This window comes from Sporosarcina sp. HYO08 (genome assembly GCF_001563475.1).
Lineage (GTDB): Bacteria > Bacillota > Bacilli > Bacillales_A > Planococcaceae > Sporosarcina.
The window spans coordinates 209,372-225,252 of record NZ_LPUT01000012.1; the positions used below are offsets into that span (position 1 = coordinate 209,372).

Annotated in this window: 18 protein-coding genes and 1 riboswitch; of the genes, 11 read left to right on the forward strand and 7 right to left on the reverse strand. The window is 43.5% G+C overall.

The genetic code is table 11. The annotated features are described in order from the left end of the window. Positions 1-68 precede the first annotated feature (68 nt). On the reverse strand, positions 69-902 hold the full coding sequence (gene thiD / locus AU377_RS05495; RefSeq protein ID WP_067405340.1) for a bifunctional hydroxymethylpyrimidine kinase/phosphomethylpyrimidine kinase: 834 nt from the start codon (positions 900-902) through the stop codon (positions 69-71). A 203-nt stretch (positions 903-1,105) separates the two neighbouring features. Here thiD and AU377_RS05500 point away from each other — a divergent pair, with 203 nt between their 5' ends. From AU377_RS05500 to AU377_RS05515, 4 genes are read left to right on the forward strand one after another with little or no spacing between them, the layout of a single operon-like run. Further along, a complete protein-coding gene (locus tag AU377_RS05500) occupies positions 1,106-1,858 on the forward strand; it encodes a DUF4230 domain-containing protein (RefSeq protein ID WP_067405344.1) in 753 nt (250 codons plus the stop codon). Between the two features lie 4 nt (positions 1,859-1,862). Continuing rightward, the gene (locus AU377_RS05505; RefSeq protein ID WP_067405346.1) at positions 1,863-2,549 is read left to right on the forward strand and encodes a uracil-DNA glycosylase; all 687 of its coding nucleotides are present in this window, start codon (positions 1,863-1,865) and stop codon (positions 2,547-2,549) included. Between the two features lie 59 nt (positions 2,550-2,608). Continuing rightward, a complete protein-coding gene (locus AU377_RS05510; RefSeq protein ID WP_067405349.1) occupies positions 2,609-2,872 on the forward strand; it encodes a YwdI family protein in 264 nt (87 codons plus the stop codon). 37 nt (positions 2,873-2,909) lie between these two features. After that, complete coding sequence (locus tag AU377_RS05515) at positions 2,910-3,290, forward strand: DUF423 domain-containing protein (protein WP_067405352.1); 381 nt, start codon at positions 2,910-2,912, stop codon at positions 3,288-3,290. 43 nt (positions 3,291-3,333) lie between these two features. On the opposite strand, the gene AU377_RS05520 is transcribed toward AU377_RS05515, so the two are convergent. From AU377_RS05520 to hemQ, 3 genes are all read right to left on the reverse strand, one after another. Next, positions 3,334-3,747 (reverse strand): spore coat protein GerQ, encoded by a 414-nt coding sequence (locus tag AU377_RS05520; protein ID WP_067405355.1) that lies wholly within the window; start codon positions 3,745-3,747, stop codon positions 3,334-3,336. Between the two features lie 21 nt (positions 3,748-3,768). Beyond that, positions 3,769-4,188: a cell wall hydrolase gene (locus AU377_RS05525; RefSeq protein ID WP_067405358.1), complete on the reverse strand. Its 420-nt coding sequence runs from the start codon at positions 4,186-4,188 to the stop codon at positions 3,769-3,771. 137 nt (positions 4,189-4,325) lie between these two features. Next, complete coding sequence (gene hemQ, locus AU377_RS05530) at positions 4,326-5,075, reverse strand: hydrogen peroxide-dependent heme synthase (RefSeq protein WP_067405360.1); 750 nt, start codon at positions 5,073-5,075, stop codon at positions 4,326-4,328. Between the two features lie 191 nt (positions 5,076-5,266). Between hemQ and pta the strand changes: the two genes are divergently transcribed. Then, positions 5,267-6,238: a phosphate acetyltransferase gene (pta, locus tag AU377_RS05535; RefSeq protein ID WP_067405363.1), complete on the forward strand. Its 972-nt coding sequence runs from the start codon at positions 5,267-5,269 to the stop codon at positions 6,236-6,238. Between the two features lie 15 nt (positions 6,239-6,253). Then, positions 6,254-7,096 carry a lipoate--protein ligase family protein gene (locus AU377_RS05540; RefSeq protein WP_067405366.1) on the forward strand — a complete coding sequence of 281 codons (843 nt, stop codon included), beginning with the start codon at positions 6,254-6,256 and terminating at the stop codon, positions 7,094-7,096. 25 nt (positions 7,097-7,121) lie between these two features. Here the strand turns inward: AU377_RS05540 and AU377_RS05545 are convergent, their stop codons facing one another. After that, a complete protein-coding gene (locus AU377_RS05545; protein WP_067405369.1) occupies positions 7,122-7,757 on the reverse strand; it encodes an RsfA family transcriptional regulator in 636 nt (211 codons plus the stop codon). A gap of 183 nt (positions 7,758-7,940) precedes the next feature. On the opposite strand from AU377_RS05545, the gene AU377_RS05550 reads away from it, so the two are divergent. Together AU377_RS05550 and AU377_RS05555 are read left to right on the forward strand one after the other, a co-directional pair. After that, positions 7,941-9,239, forward strand: coding sequence for an HD domain-containing protein (locus AU377_RS05550; RefSeq protein ID WP_067405371.1), 1,299 nt, complete (start codon positions 7,941-7,943; stop codon positions 9,237-9,239). A 15-nt stretch (positions 9,240-9,254) separates the two neighbouring features. Continuing rightward, positions 9,255-9,761, forward strand: a complete 507-nt coding sequence (locus tag AU377_RS05555; protein ID WP_067405374.1) for a YwgA family protein — start codon at positions 9,255-9,257, stop codon at positions 9,759-9,761. An 83-nt stretch (positions 9,762-9,844) separates the two neighbouring features. Here AU377_RS05555 and AU377_RS05560 read toward each other — a convergent pair whose 3' ends face one another. After that, the gene (locus AU377_RS05560) at positions 9,845-10,030 is read right to left on the reverse strand and encodes a 2-hydroxymuconate tautomerase (protein WP_067405377.1); all 186 of its coding nucleotides are present in this window, start codon (positions 10,028-10,030) and stop codon (positions 9,845-9,847) included. A 69-nt stretch (positions 10,031-10,099) separates the two neighbouring features. Here AU377_RS05560 and AU377_RS05565 point away from each other — a divergent pair, with 69 nt between their 5' ends. Next, the gene (locus AU377_RS05565; protein ID WP_067405379.1) at positions 10,100-10,627 is read left to right on the forward strand and encodes a YwhD family protein; all 528 of its coding nucleotides are present in this window, start codon (positions 10,100-10,102) and stop codon (positions 10,625-10,627) included. A gap of 273 nt (positions 10,628-10,900) precedes the next feature. On the opposite strand, the gene AU377_RS05570 is transcribed toward AU377_RS05565, so the two are convergent. Beyond that, on the reverse strand, positions 10,901-12,964 hold the full coding sequence (locus AU377_RS05570) for a transglycosylase domain-containing protein (protein ID WP_067405382.1): 2,064 nt from the start codon (positions 12,962-12,964) through the stop codon (positions 10,901-10,903). Positions 12,965-13,149: 185 nt separating this feature from the next. Here AU377_RS05570 and AU377_RS05575 point away from each other — a divergent pair, with 185 nt between their 5' ends. Both AU377_RS05575 and argS read left to right on the forward strand, forming a co-directional pair. Next, a complete protein-coding gene (locus AU377_RS05575) occupies positions 13,150-13,593 on the forward strand; it encodes a DUF1934 domain-containing protein (RefSeq protein ID WP_067405385.1) in 444 nt (147 codons plus the stop codon). Beyond that, positions 13,590-15,257: an arginine--tRNA ligase gene (argS, locus tag AU377_RS05580; RefSeq protein WP_067405387.1), complete on the forward strand. Its 1,668-nt coding sequence runs from the start codon at positions 13,590-13,592 to the stop codon at positions 15,255-15,257. The genes AU377_RS05575 and argS overlap by 4 nt, the downstream gene beginning before the upstream one ends. A gap of 436 nt (positions 15,258-15,693) precedes the next feature. Beyond that, positions 15,694-15,873, forward strand: a riboswitch (cobalamin riboswitch). The last annotated feature ends 8 nt before the right edge of the window (positions 15,874-15,881 follow it).

The window sequence follows — 15,881 nt, forward strand, 5'->3', positions numbered from 1 at the left end:
AGAAAACACGGGGTGATTGCGATTCATCTGAACCAAATGCAAAAAAAGATCAGAGGAAAATCCTCTGATCAGACTTCTGTCGTTGAAATTTCTGATGCGCCAAAGCGATTTTTTGCGCCGTGCATGACAGGGCCGACATAATCATTGAGCTTCCATCCATTCGTGATTGCTGCCGTAACGAATTTTTTTGCTTCCAATACAGCTTCCTTCACGTCCAATCCATTGGCAAGATTCGCTGTGATCGCTGCTGCGAATGTACAGCCTGCCCCGTGGTTATAATGATTGTCCGTTTTTTCTGCTGCTAGTAATGTGAACGTATTTCCATCGTAAAATAAATCTATTGCTTGATCATGATCTAACTGTTTACCGCCTTTAATGACGACATTGCGTGCACCAAGTTGGTGGATTTTCTCAGCAACAGCTTTCATTTCTTCAATTGTTTTCGGTGTTTTTGTGCCAGCCAATTGCCCAGCTTCAAACAAGTTTGGTGTGACAATTTCTGCTTTTGGCAGTAAGAATTCAACCATTGCGTCGACAGTTCCTGGGTTCAGCACTTCGTCTTCACCTTTACAAACCATAACAGGGTCAATCACAACATTTTTTAAACCCGATTCGGCAATGGCGTTGCCAGCGGTGCGAATAATTTCCTCAGTGCTCAGCATGCCTGTCTTAATGGCGTCAATTCCTGTTGAAAGAGCCGTTTTAATTTGTGCTTGTAATACGTCAGCCGGCAGTGAATAGACGCCATGTGACCAGTGATTGTCTGGATCCATTGTGACAACAACTGTAAGAGCTGTCATACCGTATGTACCATGTTCTTGGAAAGTTTTTAGGTCGGCTTGAATACCTGCTCCGCCTGATGTATCGGAACCTGCGATTGTTAATGTCTTCTTCAGTGTCATATGTAGCAACTCCTTTTATAATACTCTCAAAATTCATTCTACCAAAAGAATCAAACTTTATAAAGATTGAAAGATGTCCATCGTCAGCAATTGACTGTACTAGACCTTAATCGTATCATGACTTTCTGGTTGTTTGCACTGCAACTTTTCGATAATGTAAACGTATAAGAATGTGTCGAATTTAGTAGAAAAGAGGTCAGCTTATGAAAGGTCATAAAAAGTTGAATGAAATAGAGCGTTTATTGCAAGAATTAAAGGATGCCAAGAAAGAAACCGCCGTTACAATCGATGTGGGGGAAAGACGTTCGTTTGGGTTTTGGCGCACAGTGAGGCTAATTTTCCCCATTTGGCGAAAATCGTATATATTCATTGCCATTTTAGCACTTGCACTCATTATCGCGCTGCCATTCGCTGCTTTTTTCTTGTTAAAACAGGGCAGTACGTTTTCAGAGCAAAAAGGCGCTTATCTAGAGCGCATTCAATCTCTTAACGAGCTGGCAACTGCCGAGGCGTATACAAAAGTCATTATTGAACGGCAAGATAATACATTGTTTGGACAGAGTATCGGTTTGAATTTACCGGGGACAAAACGGCAATTGCTCGTCGTTGTGCCAGGTTCGGTGAAAGCTGGCGTCGATTTTTCGAGGGTAACGGAAAAAGACATACAAATCAATCATGATGAGAAAACGGCAACACTTACGCTGCCGCCCGCGACGTTTTTGGGCGGAGCAGAAATCTATTTTGATCAAGTAGAAGTGTATTCCTATGAAGGGCTTTTCCGTGAAAAAGCGAATATCGAAGAAGCGTATGAACTTGCGGCGGAAGCGAAGAAACTAATTTTAGAAGAAACAGCGGGACAAGGTGTACTTACTTTGGCTGAGCAAAATGCAGAAAAAACGTTGCGTGAAATGTTTTCGTTTGCGGGCTATGATGTAATGATTAAGTTTAAGGAGTGAAAAAATGCAAAAGAAATTCTTTATGAATAAGTGGGATGATGTATTAAAGGAAGAATTCACCAAACCGTATTATACAAAGTTACGCGAATTTCTTAAAAAGGAATATGAGGAAGAAATCGTTTATCCACCGATGGATCATATGTGGTCGGCGTTCCAGCATACGTCTTTCGACGATGTAAAGGTCGTTATTTTAGGACAAGATCCTTATCACGGAGAAGGGCAGGCGCACGGGTTGAGCTTTTCGGTACAGCCAGGCGTCAAAATTCCGCCGAGCTTGCGTAATATGTTTAAGGAGCTTACTGCAGATATTGGCTGTCCATATCCGGAAAGTGGGACATTGACAGGCTGGGCGAAGCAAGGGGTACTCATGCTGAACACGGTATTGACGGTTCGAGAAGGACAAGCACACTCGCATCGTCGTCAAGGATGGGAGCAATTTACGGATGAAGTCATTCGGAAACTATCGGCCCGAGAAAAACCAATTGTGTTTGTTTTATGGGGACGTCCTGCAGGGGAGAAGAAAAAACTAATTGATCAATCGAGACATGCCATTGTTGAATCGGTACATCCAAGTCCATTAAGCGCAAGTCGGGGATTTTTGGGAAGCAGGCCTTATTCCGCTGTCAATCAAATTCTGGAGTCTTGGAATGAGCGACCGATCGACTGGTGCCAAACAAACAGCGTTTCCTAACTTGTATGGTAAAGTATGAATAGAAACAGAAACTTGAATGGAAGTAGGTGGCGTATTCGATGATTTCTTATGACCGGATTTTTGCGGAAATGGAAAAACAATTGAACAGCGCAAGGCAGGCGGGAAGTGAATCCACTATTCGTGAATCGCTAGTCGCCATTCGATCACTTTGTGAGGTTGCACTCGGTGAAGAACGCAATTCGGTGGTACAATCATCACCAAAAGTAATGACTGCACCAACTGTTGTGCCGCCAGTTTCATCACTAGAAAGTAAACCGCTATTAGAAAGTGATGCGAATGGTGAATCGTTGTTTGACTTTTAACATTTTATTTGGAAATAGATAGAAGGGGGAAGCGGGTATGCCATTTTTTATCATTGCTGGGGCTGTTAATGCAGCTTTCGCTGTTGCGTTAGGGGCGTTCGGGGCGCATGCGCTTAAAGAGAGACTGTCCGAACGCTACTTAGCGATTTGGGAAACTGCCGTTCAATATCAAATGTTCCATTCGCTTGGTTTAGTCGCAATTGGAATTTTAATGAGCACGTCTTTAATGGGCGCAACAGCGCAGTTAAGCTGGGCGGGATATCTATTGCTGGCCGGCATTATCATTTTCTCGGGGAGCCTTTATGCGCTTTCTCTTTCTGGCGTTGGCATCCTCGGTGCGATTACGCCGATTGGCGGTGTAGCGTTCATCGCGGGATGGGTCATGCTCATTGTAGCGGCTGTCAAATTCACAAATTAGCAAAAAATCTTCCGTTCCAAATAGGAGACGGAAGATTTTTTGGTTATGGTTGCTGGTTAAAATATTCCACATCACCTTCAAATTCCGCAAAGTCAAAATAGATCATCGGAAATAGATAAGTGCGGCCCGTGTCGGATTCTTTTATGATAGCGTGATCGCGCCCAGCAGCTTCCACAACGCCTTTGACAGCTAAGGTGTTGATGCCACTTCTAAGGGCGTGTTCAAATGAAAAATGAAAAGTTCCGGGATTTCCGATGTTCAGGCGTAAAATGTTCTCAATGTATGATTGCTCGCGTGCGGGCGGGGCATACGGTGCGCCGAAAGGTATCCCTGGCATGGGTGCTGGTGTACCTCCAATGGGCACGCCTGGACTTGGAGGTCTCCCACTCGGAATTGTCACTGCCGGAGGTGTAATATGCTGGTTTTGTAGATTCGGGTTCCAATAGTATTGAACCATTTCTTCATCCTTTCCTCTTTATTAGACAGTAGGGCAGTCCGACACGGTAGGTTGAAAGAAGCAGTGTGACTTATATCTGCCTGTGTTCCATTGACCATACCACTGTGCCGGGCAATTCCCCGCAGGCATGAAAAACCATAAAGACCGGGTCGCAGGGTGGAAACGTTCGCCGGCAATGACGCGCCTTGCTAGTCTTTTGTCTTGTTCTCGGGCACGTTGATAAAAGTATCCCTTCGTCGTTGCTTCGAAACCGCCCGGGCGCTGGAAAACCATCTCCTGTAATGTCCGAATGTCATTAAAATCAAGACAATCCGCTAAAACACGATTGACTCCAACATTTCCGACCATTAGCATGCCGAGCTCACCATCACCCTCCGCTTCCGCGCGCATTAATCGTGCGAGTAAATCGACATCTGCCCCGATATGCTTTATGACCGCCACGGAAAAACCCCCTTCGCTTAACCATATGTAAAGAGAGAAATGATCATGACTGCTAATGAAATAAAAGCAAAAAATAGGGATTGTCCTAAAAGTGCCTGGCACTTTGTTTTAGGACAGCCCCTATCTTATGGATTAAATTAAATTGAGAAAAAGTCGGCTTTTTTGTCACCGTCTAAAATTGTACCGACGAAAAATGAGCCAAATTCGCCGTAACGTGCACTTACCTCGTCAAAGCGCATTTCATAAATGAGCTTTTTAAACTGTAGGACATCATCGGAAAATAGTGTAACGCCCCATTCGTAGTCGTCAAAACCGACGGAACCAGAAATAATTTGTTTTACCTTGCCTGCGTAGCTGCGTCCAATCATGCCGTGACTGCGCATTAATTCTTTACGCTTGTCCATATCGAGCATGTACCAGTTATCTTCGCCATCGCGTTTTTTGTCCATCGGGTAGAAACAAATATATTGGTTGCGTGGTAATTCAGGATAGAGTCTTCCTCTTACGTAAGGGTTTTGATATGGATCTTCGTCAGACTCGCCTGCTAAGTAGTTTGATAGCTCTACAACGGAAACGTATGAATATGCAGGGATTGTATAATCTGCGATCGTCAATTTATTGAACTCTGCTTCCAATTGTTGAAGTTCATCCATTGTCGGACGCAATGTCATTAACATAAAATCGGCTTTTTGTCCGACAACTGTATAGAAAGCATGGCTTCCTGTCTTCTCATCATCTGCTTTTTGCAGTTTTTCTAAAAAAGCAAGAAACTCATCGACAGCCGTTTTTCGTTCTTCTTTAGAAAGTAATTTCCAAGATGCCCAATCCATCGAGCGCAAATCATGTAATACATACCATCCATCAAGTGTAATAGCTGCTTCGTTCAATGCATTTGCCACTCCTTATAGTTGATTTCACCCTCAAGTTTAGCATACTGGCATGGAAAAAGTTCTGAATACGCCCCGTTTTCATAAAAACGACATGAAGGCCTCTGAAAATTGAGGTTTGAAAGCTTTTTCGAATCATGTATGCTAGAGGCAGCAAGAGAAAAGTATACAGAAGAAGGGGAGATTGACGGATGGCGGATTTATTTAGCGGAATAAAGGAACGACTACATGGCAGCAAAAAAACAATCATTCTACCGGAAGGAAATGACACGCGGGTCGTTGAAGCAGCCTCACGTCTTTATCAAGAAGGACTTGTGGAGCCCGTCCTGCTTGGGAATGAAGACGAAGTACGAAAAACTGCGGCCGAAGCCGGTGTCGAGCTAACAAATATTTCGATTATTAATCCTGCAAATGCACCCTATCTCGAGGAACTTGTTGAAAAGTTTGTGGAACGAAGAAAAGGCAAAGTGACAGTGGAACAAGCCCGCGAGCAATTGAAAGATGTTAACTACTTTGGTACGATGCTTATTTTCACAGGACGCGCAGACGGTCTTGTCAGCGGTGCGGCACATTCAACAGCGGATACGGTACGTCCCGCACTTCAAATTATTAAAACTAAACCTGGCGTGTCCAAGACAAGCGGCGCTTTTATTATGATTAAAGGTGATGAGCGGCTTGTTTTTGCAGATTGTGCGATCACAGTGGCGCCAACATCTCAAGAGCTTGCTGAAATTGCTGTAGAAAGTGCAGAAACTGCTAAGTCCTTTGGTATTGATCCCAAAATTGCACTCTTGTCATTTTCTACGAAAGGGTCCGCTGTAACTGAGGAAACACAAAAAGTAGCGGACGCGGTATCGATTGCGAAAGAACTAGCACCTGAACTGCATCTTGATGGTGAATTTCAATTTGACGCCGCGTACGTCCCTGAAGTAGCGGCTAAAAAAGCACCCGGTTCACTTATTCAGGGCGATGCGAATGTTTTCGTATTTCCATCTTTGGAAGCGGGGAATATCGGCTATAAATTAACAGAGCGTCTCGGCGGTTATGAAGCAATCGGACCAATTCTCCAAGGATTGAATGCGCCTGTTAATGACCTTTCTCGTGGCTGCTCTGCGGACGATGTGTACAAACTTTCTCTTATTACAGCTGCACAAAGTCTATAAAGTCAGGTGAAGAACATGTGGAACACTGAATTCATATTGAGCAAACCTAGCTGGCGGTGGATCGACGACTCGATTGCTGCCCGCGGGCGATCGGCGTTGGAATCATTTGCCGCAGATGATACATTATGTCATCTTGTCGGACAGCAAATGAGTCCTTCGACAGTTCGATCATGGGTACATGGCAAAACGATTGTCCTTGGGATCCAAGACCATCGACTGCCTCATATTGAAAAGGCAACTTCTTATCTTGAGCAAGAAGGTTATCGTGTCATCGTACGTAATTCTGGCGGGCTGGCCGTCGTTTTGGACGAGGGCGTTTTGAACTTATCAATCGTTCTGTCAGAACAAGGCTCTTCTATTGATATTCCAGAAGGGTATGAGGCGATGCTGGCATTTGTTAGAATGCTATTTCCGGAAGCTGGCGATCGTATTCAGGCGTATGAAATTGTAGGTTCCTATTGTCCGGGTTCCTACGATCTTAGCATCGATGGACGAAAGTTTGCGGGCATTTCTCAGCGCAGGCTTCGCCAGGGAATCGCGGTACAAGTGTATTTATGCGTCGAAGGAAGCGGATCGGAACGGGCGAAGATCATTCAAGAGATGTATAACATTGGCTTGGCGGGGGAGGAAACAAAATTTCGGTACCCATCGATTGAGCCGACAGTTATGGCGTCTCTATCAGATCTGTTGGACATGCCATTAACGGTTAGTGATGTTGTCATCCGTACACAGCTTTTGCTGCGCAATTTAGCGGAAGACATCGTTATGGAGGGCTTTAATTCAGAGGAAATGGAGCTGTATGCCTTCTATTTGCAACGCGTCGTTGAAAGAAATCAAAAGATGCTAGCGCAGGCGTAGACAACTAAAAAGGAAAAACCACCAATCAATGGTTGATCGGTGGTTTTTCTGTTACAAGATTGCCATTTGGTTCCATAGTGAATACCGGGGCTGTACGCTCCTCTTCATCATTGAGCGTAACGAGACGGCGAGCGCGATTCATAATTTGTACGAACTGCTCGTAATCTTCACGCAGCATAAGATTCTCGTGTTTTAACTTTTCAACTTCTTTTTCCAACTGTTCCACTTTATCGTTCGCGATTTTAGCAGTTTGCTTCCAACGCAAAGATTCATTATCGCCTGCACCCGAATGATGCATGCGAACGAGATAGGCAATTACGGTATCCAGGGACAATGACGACAATGGAATCGCTACTTTATGGTCATCCTCCGAACCCTGGGCAGGGTTGTACAGTTGTTGTCCGCGCCTTTTAAAGTCTTTGCCGAGTACGCGCATTGCTTGTTTGCGTTCTTTTTTCGCGTCTGCAAGCTCTTTTTCATAGTCGCGTCTGACAACAGCGTTCCATCTAAATCCACATGCGGCGGCCGTTCGGTTTAGTGCATCTCCAACTTCTTCAAAAGCACTCAGTTGCGTACTGCCTTCACGAACATGTCGCAACACCGTCTCTGCCAGTAAAATATCATTTTCTTCAGTCCAAGCATCCTGTCTAACTTTCACCATTTCCGTGCCTCCTGCCATATACATAGTCTTTTTCTTACGGTTAGTGTCGACACGTTGCGGGACTTTTATTCAAAGAAAAAAGTAAACTATCTTTTTTTCCAGTAAATGAACACATTGTTTACGATTTCACAAGACGTTTTTTGCTATAATTGAAGGACTGACGTTATGGAGGTGTATTGGTTCATGGCTTATAAAGATCAAAAATTAGTCGAAGAAAAGGTGTTTAAAGATCCAGTGCACCGCTACATCCACGTACGCGATCAAGTCATTTGGGATGTCATTGGGACACGTGAATTCCAGCGGTTGCGCCGTATTAAACAGCTTGGCACAACGTATCTCGTTTTTCATGGAGCAGAGCATAGTCGCTTCCATCATTCACTCGGCGTCTACGAAATTGTTCGGCGGATTATTGACGATAGCTTTAGTCGCAGACCGGAATGGAACCATGAAGAACGCCTCGTGACATTATGCGCAGCTTTGCTGCATGATCTTGGACATGGGCCATTTTCGCATGCGTTTGAGAAAGTCTTTCATCTCGATCATGAACAATTCACGCAAGGGATCTTGTTAGGCGATACAGAAGTGAATGCAGTACTTCAAAAAGTTTCCGCGGATTTTCCGCAAAAAGTAGCAGACGTCATTGGAAAAACGTATCCGGACAAGCTTGTCGTCAGCCTCATTTCGAGTCAAATTGATGCGGATCGTATGGATTATTTGCAACGGGATGCGTATTTTACAGGTGTTTCATATGGCCATTTTGATATGGAGAGAATTTTACGTGTCATGCGGCCCGCCGAAGAACAAGCGGTGATTAAGTATAGCGGCATGCATGCGGTGGAAGATTATATTATGAGCCGTTACCAAATGTACTGGCAAGTATATTTTCACCCAGTTTCTCGCAGTGCGGAAGTAATTTTAATGAAAATTTTACATCGGGCGAAAGATCTCTACAATAATGGGTATGTATTTTCACAAGAGCCGGTTCACTTCCGCTCGTTTTTTGATCGGACATTTAAGCTAGAAGACTATATTGCGCTGGATGAAAGTATTTTACTAACTTATTTCCAGCTTTGGATGAAAGAAAATGACCGTATATTAGCAGACTTATGTAGTCGTTTTATCAATCGAAATTTATTTCAATACGCGGAATTTGATCCTGCGACAGAATATCGAAAAATTGGGGAGCTGGAGCAATTGTTTCGGGAAGCGGGGATCGATCCGGAATATTATTTAGTGACGGATTCATCATCGGATTTGCCGTATGATTTTTATCGGCCTGGTGAAGAAAATGAACGATTACCGATCTATTTGCAAATGCCAAATGGTGAGCTGAGTGAGTTGTCTCGTTCGTCTGATATTGTAGATGCCATTTCCGGCAAACGCCGGACAGATCATAAAATCTATTTCCCCAAGGATGTATTGGAAGAAGGGAAAGAGGGGAATCCACTCTTTGAACGGATTTTAGCGTTATTGAAGAAGTAGAAGGGAGTGGCTCGCATGTTACAAGAACATGCTAAAATTGTTCAATTCATTTCATTGGCCAATGAAGTGAATGGCAGAAAAAAGCTTCAAAAAATGGTTTATATCGCAAAAAAAATGCATTTTTCATTCGCGGAAAAATATGAGCTGCATATGTACGGTCCTTATTCAGAAGAGTTAACATTACGTGTAGAAGAACTTTGCGAGATGGGATTTTTGGCTGAGCGCTGTACGGATAAAGGCTCTTATGTCCAATATCATTACCATGTGACGAATGAGGGGACGAGCTTTCTAGAAACCGCTGATGCGCCGCATGACATGCTCGGGGCCTGTATAGAATTGCTCAATGGAAAGAGCGCTAGATTTCTTGAGCTTGTGTCTACATTGCTTTATTTTGATCATCTTGAAAAGGATGAGCAAGTTGAAAAAGTACGCATCGTGAAAAGTAAATTGAATTTCTCGGATGAGGAAATGGACAATGCTTTTGCATTTATCGATGAGTTGGAAAAGGTATCTGTCCAGTGAGATGATGTACATAAAAAAGGTTGGGTTGTCCTAAAACAAAGTGCCAGGCACTTCTAGGACAGCCTCAACCTTAATGTGACTGATTACTGGTCACTCATCCGCTTTCCACCGCTTGCGTAATGATTTTTTGCCATTTCTTCAATGACAATCGAGATGGCCTCGCGCTTTGCACCAATCGTTTCCACCAATACATCGGTTACTTGTTCGCAAAGTGCTCTTTTTTGTTCGTCTGTACGTCCTTCTAGCATTTTGACAGTTACAATCGGCATGTTAAATCCCCCTTTTTCATAATTTTTCGGTATAGTACAATATGATAGCAGAATGGGAGGTAAGTGAGAATGACAAATGAGGAGAAACCAAAACAAAAATTGAGTTTCACAATTATTAAAGACGATCCGACAGACGGTCACGGTGGTTTCGGAATCGGATCATTGTCACTGGAAAATGTATCGCCTGTCATCATTGATGTGGAAGAAGGTGTTGCGCGAATTGAAATTGGTGCAATGCATGCGAGAAGCGATACAGAGCGTGGCATTAAATTTACAACGAGCCGCGCGGATTCTGAAGGTGGAAAACCTTACTGGCTCGTTTGGGTCACGATTGACTTTAAGGAGGAAGGGCCGTACTATGCGGGCGTTACTGCCTGTGAAATGGTCGTCAACCGTGAAAAGCGACGTGGCTATAAAATACTCGCCGACCATGTAAATAAAATGGATAAGTCCATGAAGCGGCAAATTATCGTTGAGCAGATGGATGATCGCTCGAAACGGATATTGGCGGAGTTTTTATCTGGCCATAATCAGGAAATGTGGGATCGCAGTGAGCCTAAATTGCATGCGGATCTAGAAGTTTCCGATAATATATGACGGAAATATGACAAATACAGCAAAGATTCGCTTTCGAGGTTGAATGCCTGCATAAAAGGAAGTACACTAAAATTAGCTTGCGATTGTAAGCTAGGACAATCGGGAAAACGCTTCCGCAGTTGAATTCTACATCATTCCAACCCAAGCATGATGCAAGGATTCACCAAAAGCGCAACCCGGTAAAAAAGCTTTCCGGTCTGAAGGAATTCAGAGAGGAAAGCTTTTTTGATATGTTTCGAATATCTGTGGGCAACGGTGCCAGGCACTCGCTAGTCATTCAAAAAATGAAAAAGGGAACAAATCGAATGTTTTACTATCACCTTCTCCTTGCTTCCGCTTTTCTCGCAAATCCTTATCCGTGCATAATTTCTGCGGAATATCCTTTTCCTTTACATAGACGAGTCGCTGCTTGTCACATTCATTGACAGCAATGCCGCCAGTTTCGACGTCAATGACAATACCATTTACGCCTTTTGGCGGGATAAAAGCTTCCGGTTTTTGTCCCTGAAGTGCAGTTTCCATAAAATCGATCCATATTTTTTTAGTCGCCCCTTTATCTTGCGGGTCGGTTAGCTGCTTTCCTTTGTCAAAACCAGTCCAAACACCGGCGGTAAGGGAAGGTGTATAGCCAATTAAATATTGATCGGAAATGGTTGTGCCAGATTTAGCTGCGTACGGCCTTGTTTGCTTTTGCCGCATGGAAAGCCCCGTCGCGGCAGAATAATCATTAAATACAGGATCAAACATCCCGGTCATTAAATGTGTCAAAACAAATGCATCTTGTTCTGATAGAACACGTTTTTTTGTTTGCTTTGGATGCTCGTAAATCATTTTACCTTCGGAATCCTCAATCGATAAGATCGTCATGGGTTCGATTGCTTTTCCTTCCGATGCAATTTGATTGTACGCTTTTGTCATATCAAAAAGTGTGACTTCTGACGTTCCGAGCGCCACAGCGGGTGACTCGGGAAAGGATGTATCAATAATGCCAAAGCGTTTCGCCACTTTGCTAAATTCTTGATACCCAATATCTTCAAGCGTTTTCACAGCGAAAATATTATCGGAAATGGCTAATGCTTGGGCAAGTGAAATGGGATGACCCGCAAATTTGCCGTTTACATTATTAGGTGCATAGGTCTGGCGGCCATCATCATATGTGAAAATCGTTTTTTCTGTCGATAAAAAGGTGAGTGGACTAAATCCATTTTCTAATGCCGCTGCATATAGAATAGGTTTAATAGCGGATCCAGGTTGCCTTTTAGCTTGGGTTACTCGATTAAATGGACTATCGGCATAACTTGTGCCGCCGACGAGTGAAGTAACAGCCCCTGTTTTCGGCTCGATAGACATAAATCCAACTTGCAATCCACTGTCAGGCATCCACTTGGCAATTGCCTCTTCCGCTGTTTTTTGGTGGTGTAAATTTAACGTTGTTTTAATCGTCCATCCGCCTTCCGCAGGCGTACGTCCATTTTTTTTCAAAATCTCTTCCGCTTCCCGCCAAGCCTGATCGAGAAAATATGGAGCGACTCGCTTATTTTCCTCCGCCCAATTATCCGTTTTAAGCACGATCGCAGCATTTATAGCCCGATTTTTAGCCTGCTCCGATATCATTCCTTGGTTTTCCATCAAGTAAAGGATTAACTCTTTTCTTGCGGTAGATCTTTCTGGATTATCAATGGGATCAAAATTAGATGGACCTTTCGCAATCCCCGTAATGACGGCTGCTTCTTCTAGTGTTAGATCCTTGGCTGGCTTGTCGAAGTAAAAGCGGCTGGCAGCTTCTACACCGTACATCCCATGTCCGAAGTAAACAGTGTTCAAATACCCTTCTAAAATGACATCCTTGCTATAAAAAGTCTCCATGCGATAGGCGTATAGCGCTTCTTTAAATTTCCGCTTCCAAGATTTTTCAAATGTTAAATAAAGATTTCTTGCATATTGCTGCGTAATTGTACTGGCACCTTCTGCTTTGCTGCCACTTTTAATATCTTTTAAAATAGCAGCGCCAATCCTTTTATAGTCAAAGCCATGATGGTTATAAAAATTCCGATCTTCTGTTGCGATGACAGCATCAATAAGAAAGGGAGAGATTTCTTCAAGCTCAACCCAATAGCGGCGCTCTGCTGAAAAACGATCGCCAATTTGTTTGCCATTATGATCGAGAAAAACGGATGCTTTGGGTACACTTAAAGAAGGCGCGCCAGTCACTTGTGCATATAGGCGGAGTGACAAAAAAACTGTCAGTACGGCCGTTACGATGGACAAGGCGAGCAGTAAATAGCCTCTTAAAACTGAACGTTTTTTTTTCATTTTCCTAATTTCTGTCCGTTTCATAAAGATCCCGTCCTATCTATAAGTTCCTTTTAGTATGTTTCGATTGGATGCAGATTAAACGGGAAACTAGTGAAAAATGAAAGCAAATATCTCTTTGAATTGAAATACAAAAGAGAAAAAGGATATAATAGAAAGATATTTGAATTACGTTGAGGCGTAATTGATTGAGAAGGCGGTGTAAGCGTTTGGAAACAAAACATCAAGAACGAAATGTTACAATTCAGCTCCATTCGTTGATCCGACATCCAGGTCAAGCCGAGGAAAAGCATTTCATCCAAGCAGACGGTGCGATCATCGATAAAAAAGGAAAAAAATATTTAGTCTATGAAGAATCAATGGATGGGCAAAATACGCGTACGATGATTAAATTGGATCATCTTGACGCATTCATCATGAGAAATGGCTCTGTGACGATGCGCCTGCCATTTAATGAAAAAAATGAAACGAATGGCTCGTATGGCAACGGTCCAACTTCTTTTCCACTAAACGTTCGAACGAAAAAACTTGAATTTACTGAGGAACAAGACGGGGCGAACGGCCAATTTCATGTCCAATATGGACTCTATGCAAATGAGGAAAAGCTTGGCACTTACGAACTGACCATTACATACACGGAGGGTACGAAATGAATGCTGTAGAAACAATTCAACAAGAAGTAAAAATGGCTTTGCATCAGGCTGTCGTCGATACAGGTCTTGTGGAAGCTGATAACATTCCTGATATTATGCTGGAAACACCGAAAAATAAAGAAAATGGTGATTACGCAACAAATATTGCGATGCAGCTAACAAAGCTTGCAAAAAAACCGCCGCGTGCAATTGCAGATGCAATTCTTGAGAAGTTGGATACATCCAAAACAGCGATTGAGTCAATTGAAATTGCTGGACCAGGATTTATGAACATCCGTCTGAAAACAGATTATTTACAAGTGGTTATTCACTCTGTTTTACAACAAGGTGAAAATTATGGCCGATCCAATGCAGGGGAAAATGAAAAAGTTCAAGTGGAGTTTGTGTCAGCAAACCCAACAGGGGATCTTCACCTTGGACATGCCCGTGGCGCTTCTTTGGGAGATTCACTTTGCAATATTTTAGATTTCGCAGGCTATGATGTCGAGCGGGAATATTATATTAACGACGCAGGAAATCAAATTCACAATTTAGCATTATCGGTTGAAGCACGCTACTTTCAAGCGCTTGGGCAGGAAAAAGAAATGCCCGAGGACGGCTATTACGGTCAAGATGTCATAGATATTGGCACGCGCTTGGCAGCAGAGTTTGGTGACAAATTTGTGCAAATGTCAGAAGATGAACGATATAACTTTTTCCGCCAATATGGACTTGACTATGAGCTGGAAAAGTTGAAGAAAGACCTTGTTGATTTCCGCGTTGAATTTGATCATTGGTTCTCAGAATCATCACTTTACGAAAATGGCAAAATTGACGTGGCGCTCGATAAATTACGCGCAAACGGACATATTTTTGAAGAAGACGGTGCGACATGGTTCCGTTCGACTACGTTCGGTGATGACAAAGATCGTGTGCTCATCAAAAATGACGGTACATACACGTACTTAACGCCAGATATTGCGTATCACGAGGACAAACTACACCGTGGATTTGAAAAGCTTATTAATATTTGGGGGGCCGATCACCATGGCTATATCCCGCGTATGAAGGCAGCGATCGAAGCGCTTGGCTATGACCGGAACACACTCGAAGTAAGTGTTGCCCAAATGGTACAGCTGTACAAAGACGGCGAGAAATTTAAGATGAGTAAGCGTACAGGAAAGGCTGTTACACTGCGTGAACTAGTAGAAGACGTAGGACTGGATGCGGTTCGCTATTTCTTTGCCATGCGTTCAGGCGACTCCCAGATGGACTTTGACTTAGATTTGGCAATTTCTCAGTCCAATGAAAACCCAGTGTATTACGCGCAATACGCGCATGCGCGGATCTCATCGATTTTAAGACAGGCGGCGGAGTCCGAATTGTCCGCGTCTGTTGACAATTTACAGTTGTTGCAAACTGAGAAAGCATTAGAGCTAATGAAAAAAATCGGCGACTTCCCGAAACTTGTCAGCGATGCAGCGAAATTACGTGCGCCGCACCGTGTAACGACATACATCCAAGAGCTTGCCGCAACATTCCATAGTTTCTACAACGCAGAGAAAGTATTGGATCCATCCGAGCGCGACCTATCAGAAGCAAGACTCGCACTTGTTACAGCAACACGTACAACCATTGCGAACGCGCTGAAACTCGTAGGCGTTTCTGCACCAGAAAAAATGTAAAAAATAAACTAATGGGCTATCTTAGAAGTGCCTGGCACCGCTACACACTGTCAAAATCTAGTATCATTTTTAAAGTACGGTACTATATTTAGTGTTCAATGGTGCCTGGCTCTTCGTTTTACTAAAAATTCATTCACCGAAACCGACACAACTCGACAGCTAAAAAAAATATAGTATACTAATACTTGAACAAAATTACATACCAAATGTAAAGGTGCCTCATATGACTTGAATCAGCAAATACATCTGCTGATTCAAGTCAAGCCTCCGGCGGATGTCACAGATTTTGAATTGAGTAGTGGAAGGCAGTCTAAGAGCGCGACGTCAAAAAGAAGGCGGTCTAAGTACGCGACATCCTGTCGCCACGACCGCATGACCGGCATCGTGCCGGCCCCAACGACTGCATACCCGCATCCTGCGGGCACAATTCAAAGTCTGGACGCAATTACGCCGAGGCGTAATTGATTATGAGGTTAAAAGGGAAGCCGGTTCAATTCCGGCGCGGTCCCGCCACTGTAAGTGTGAGCGAGTCGTAGCACGTCACTGGAGAAATCCGGGAAGACACGACAAGCATTGAACACAAGCCAGGAGACCTGCCTTTATAGATCTCACCCAAAACCTGCG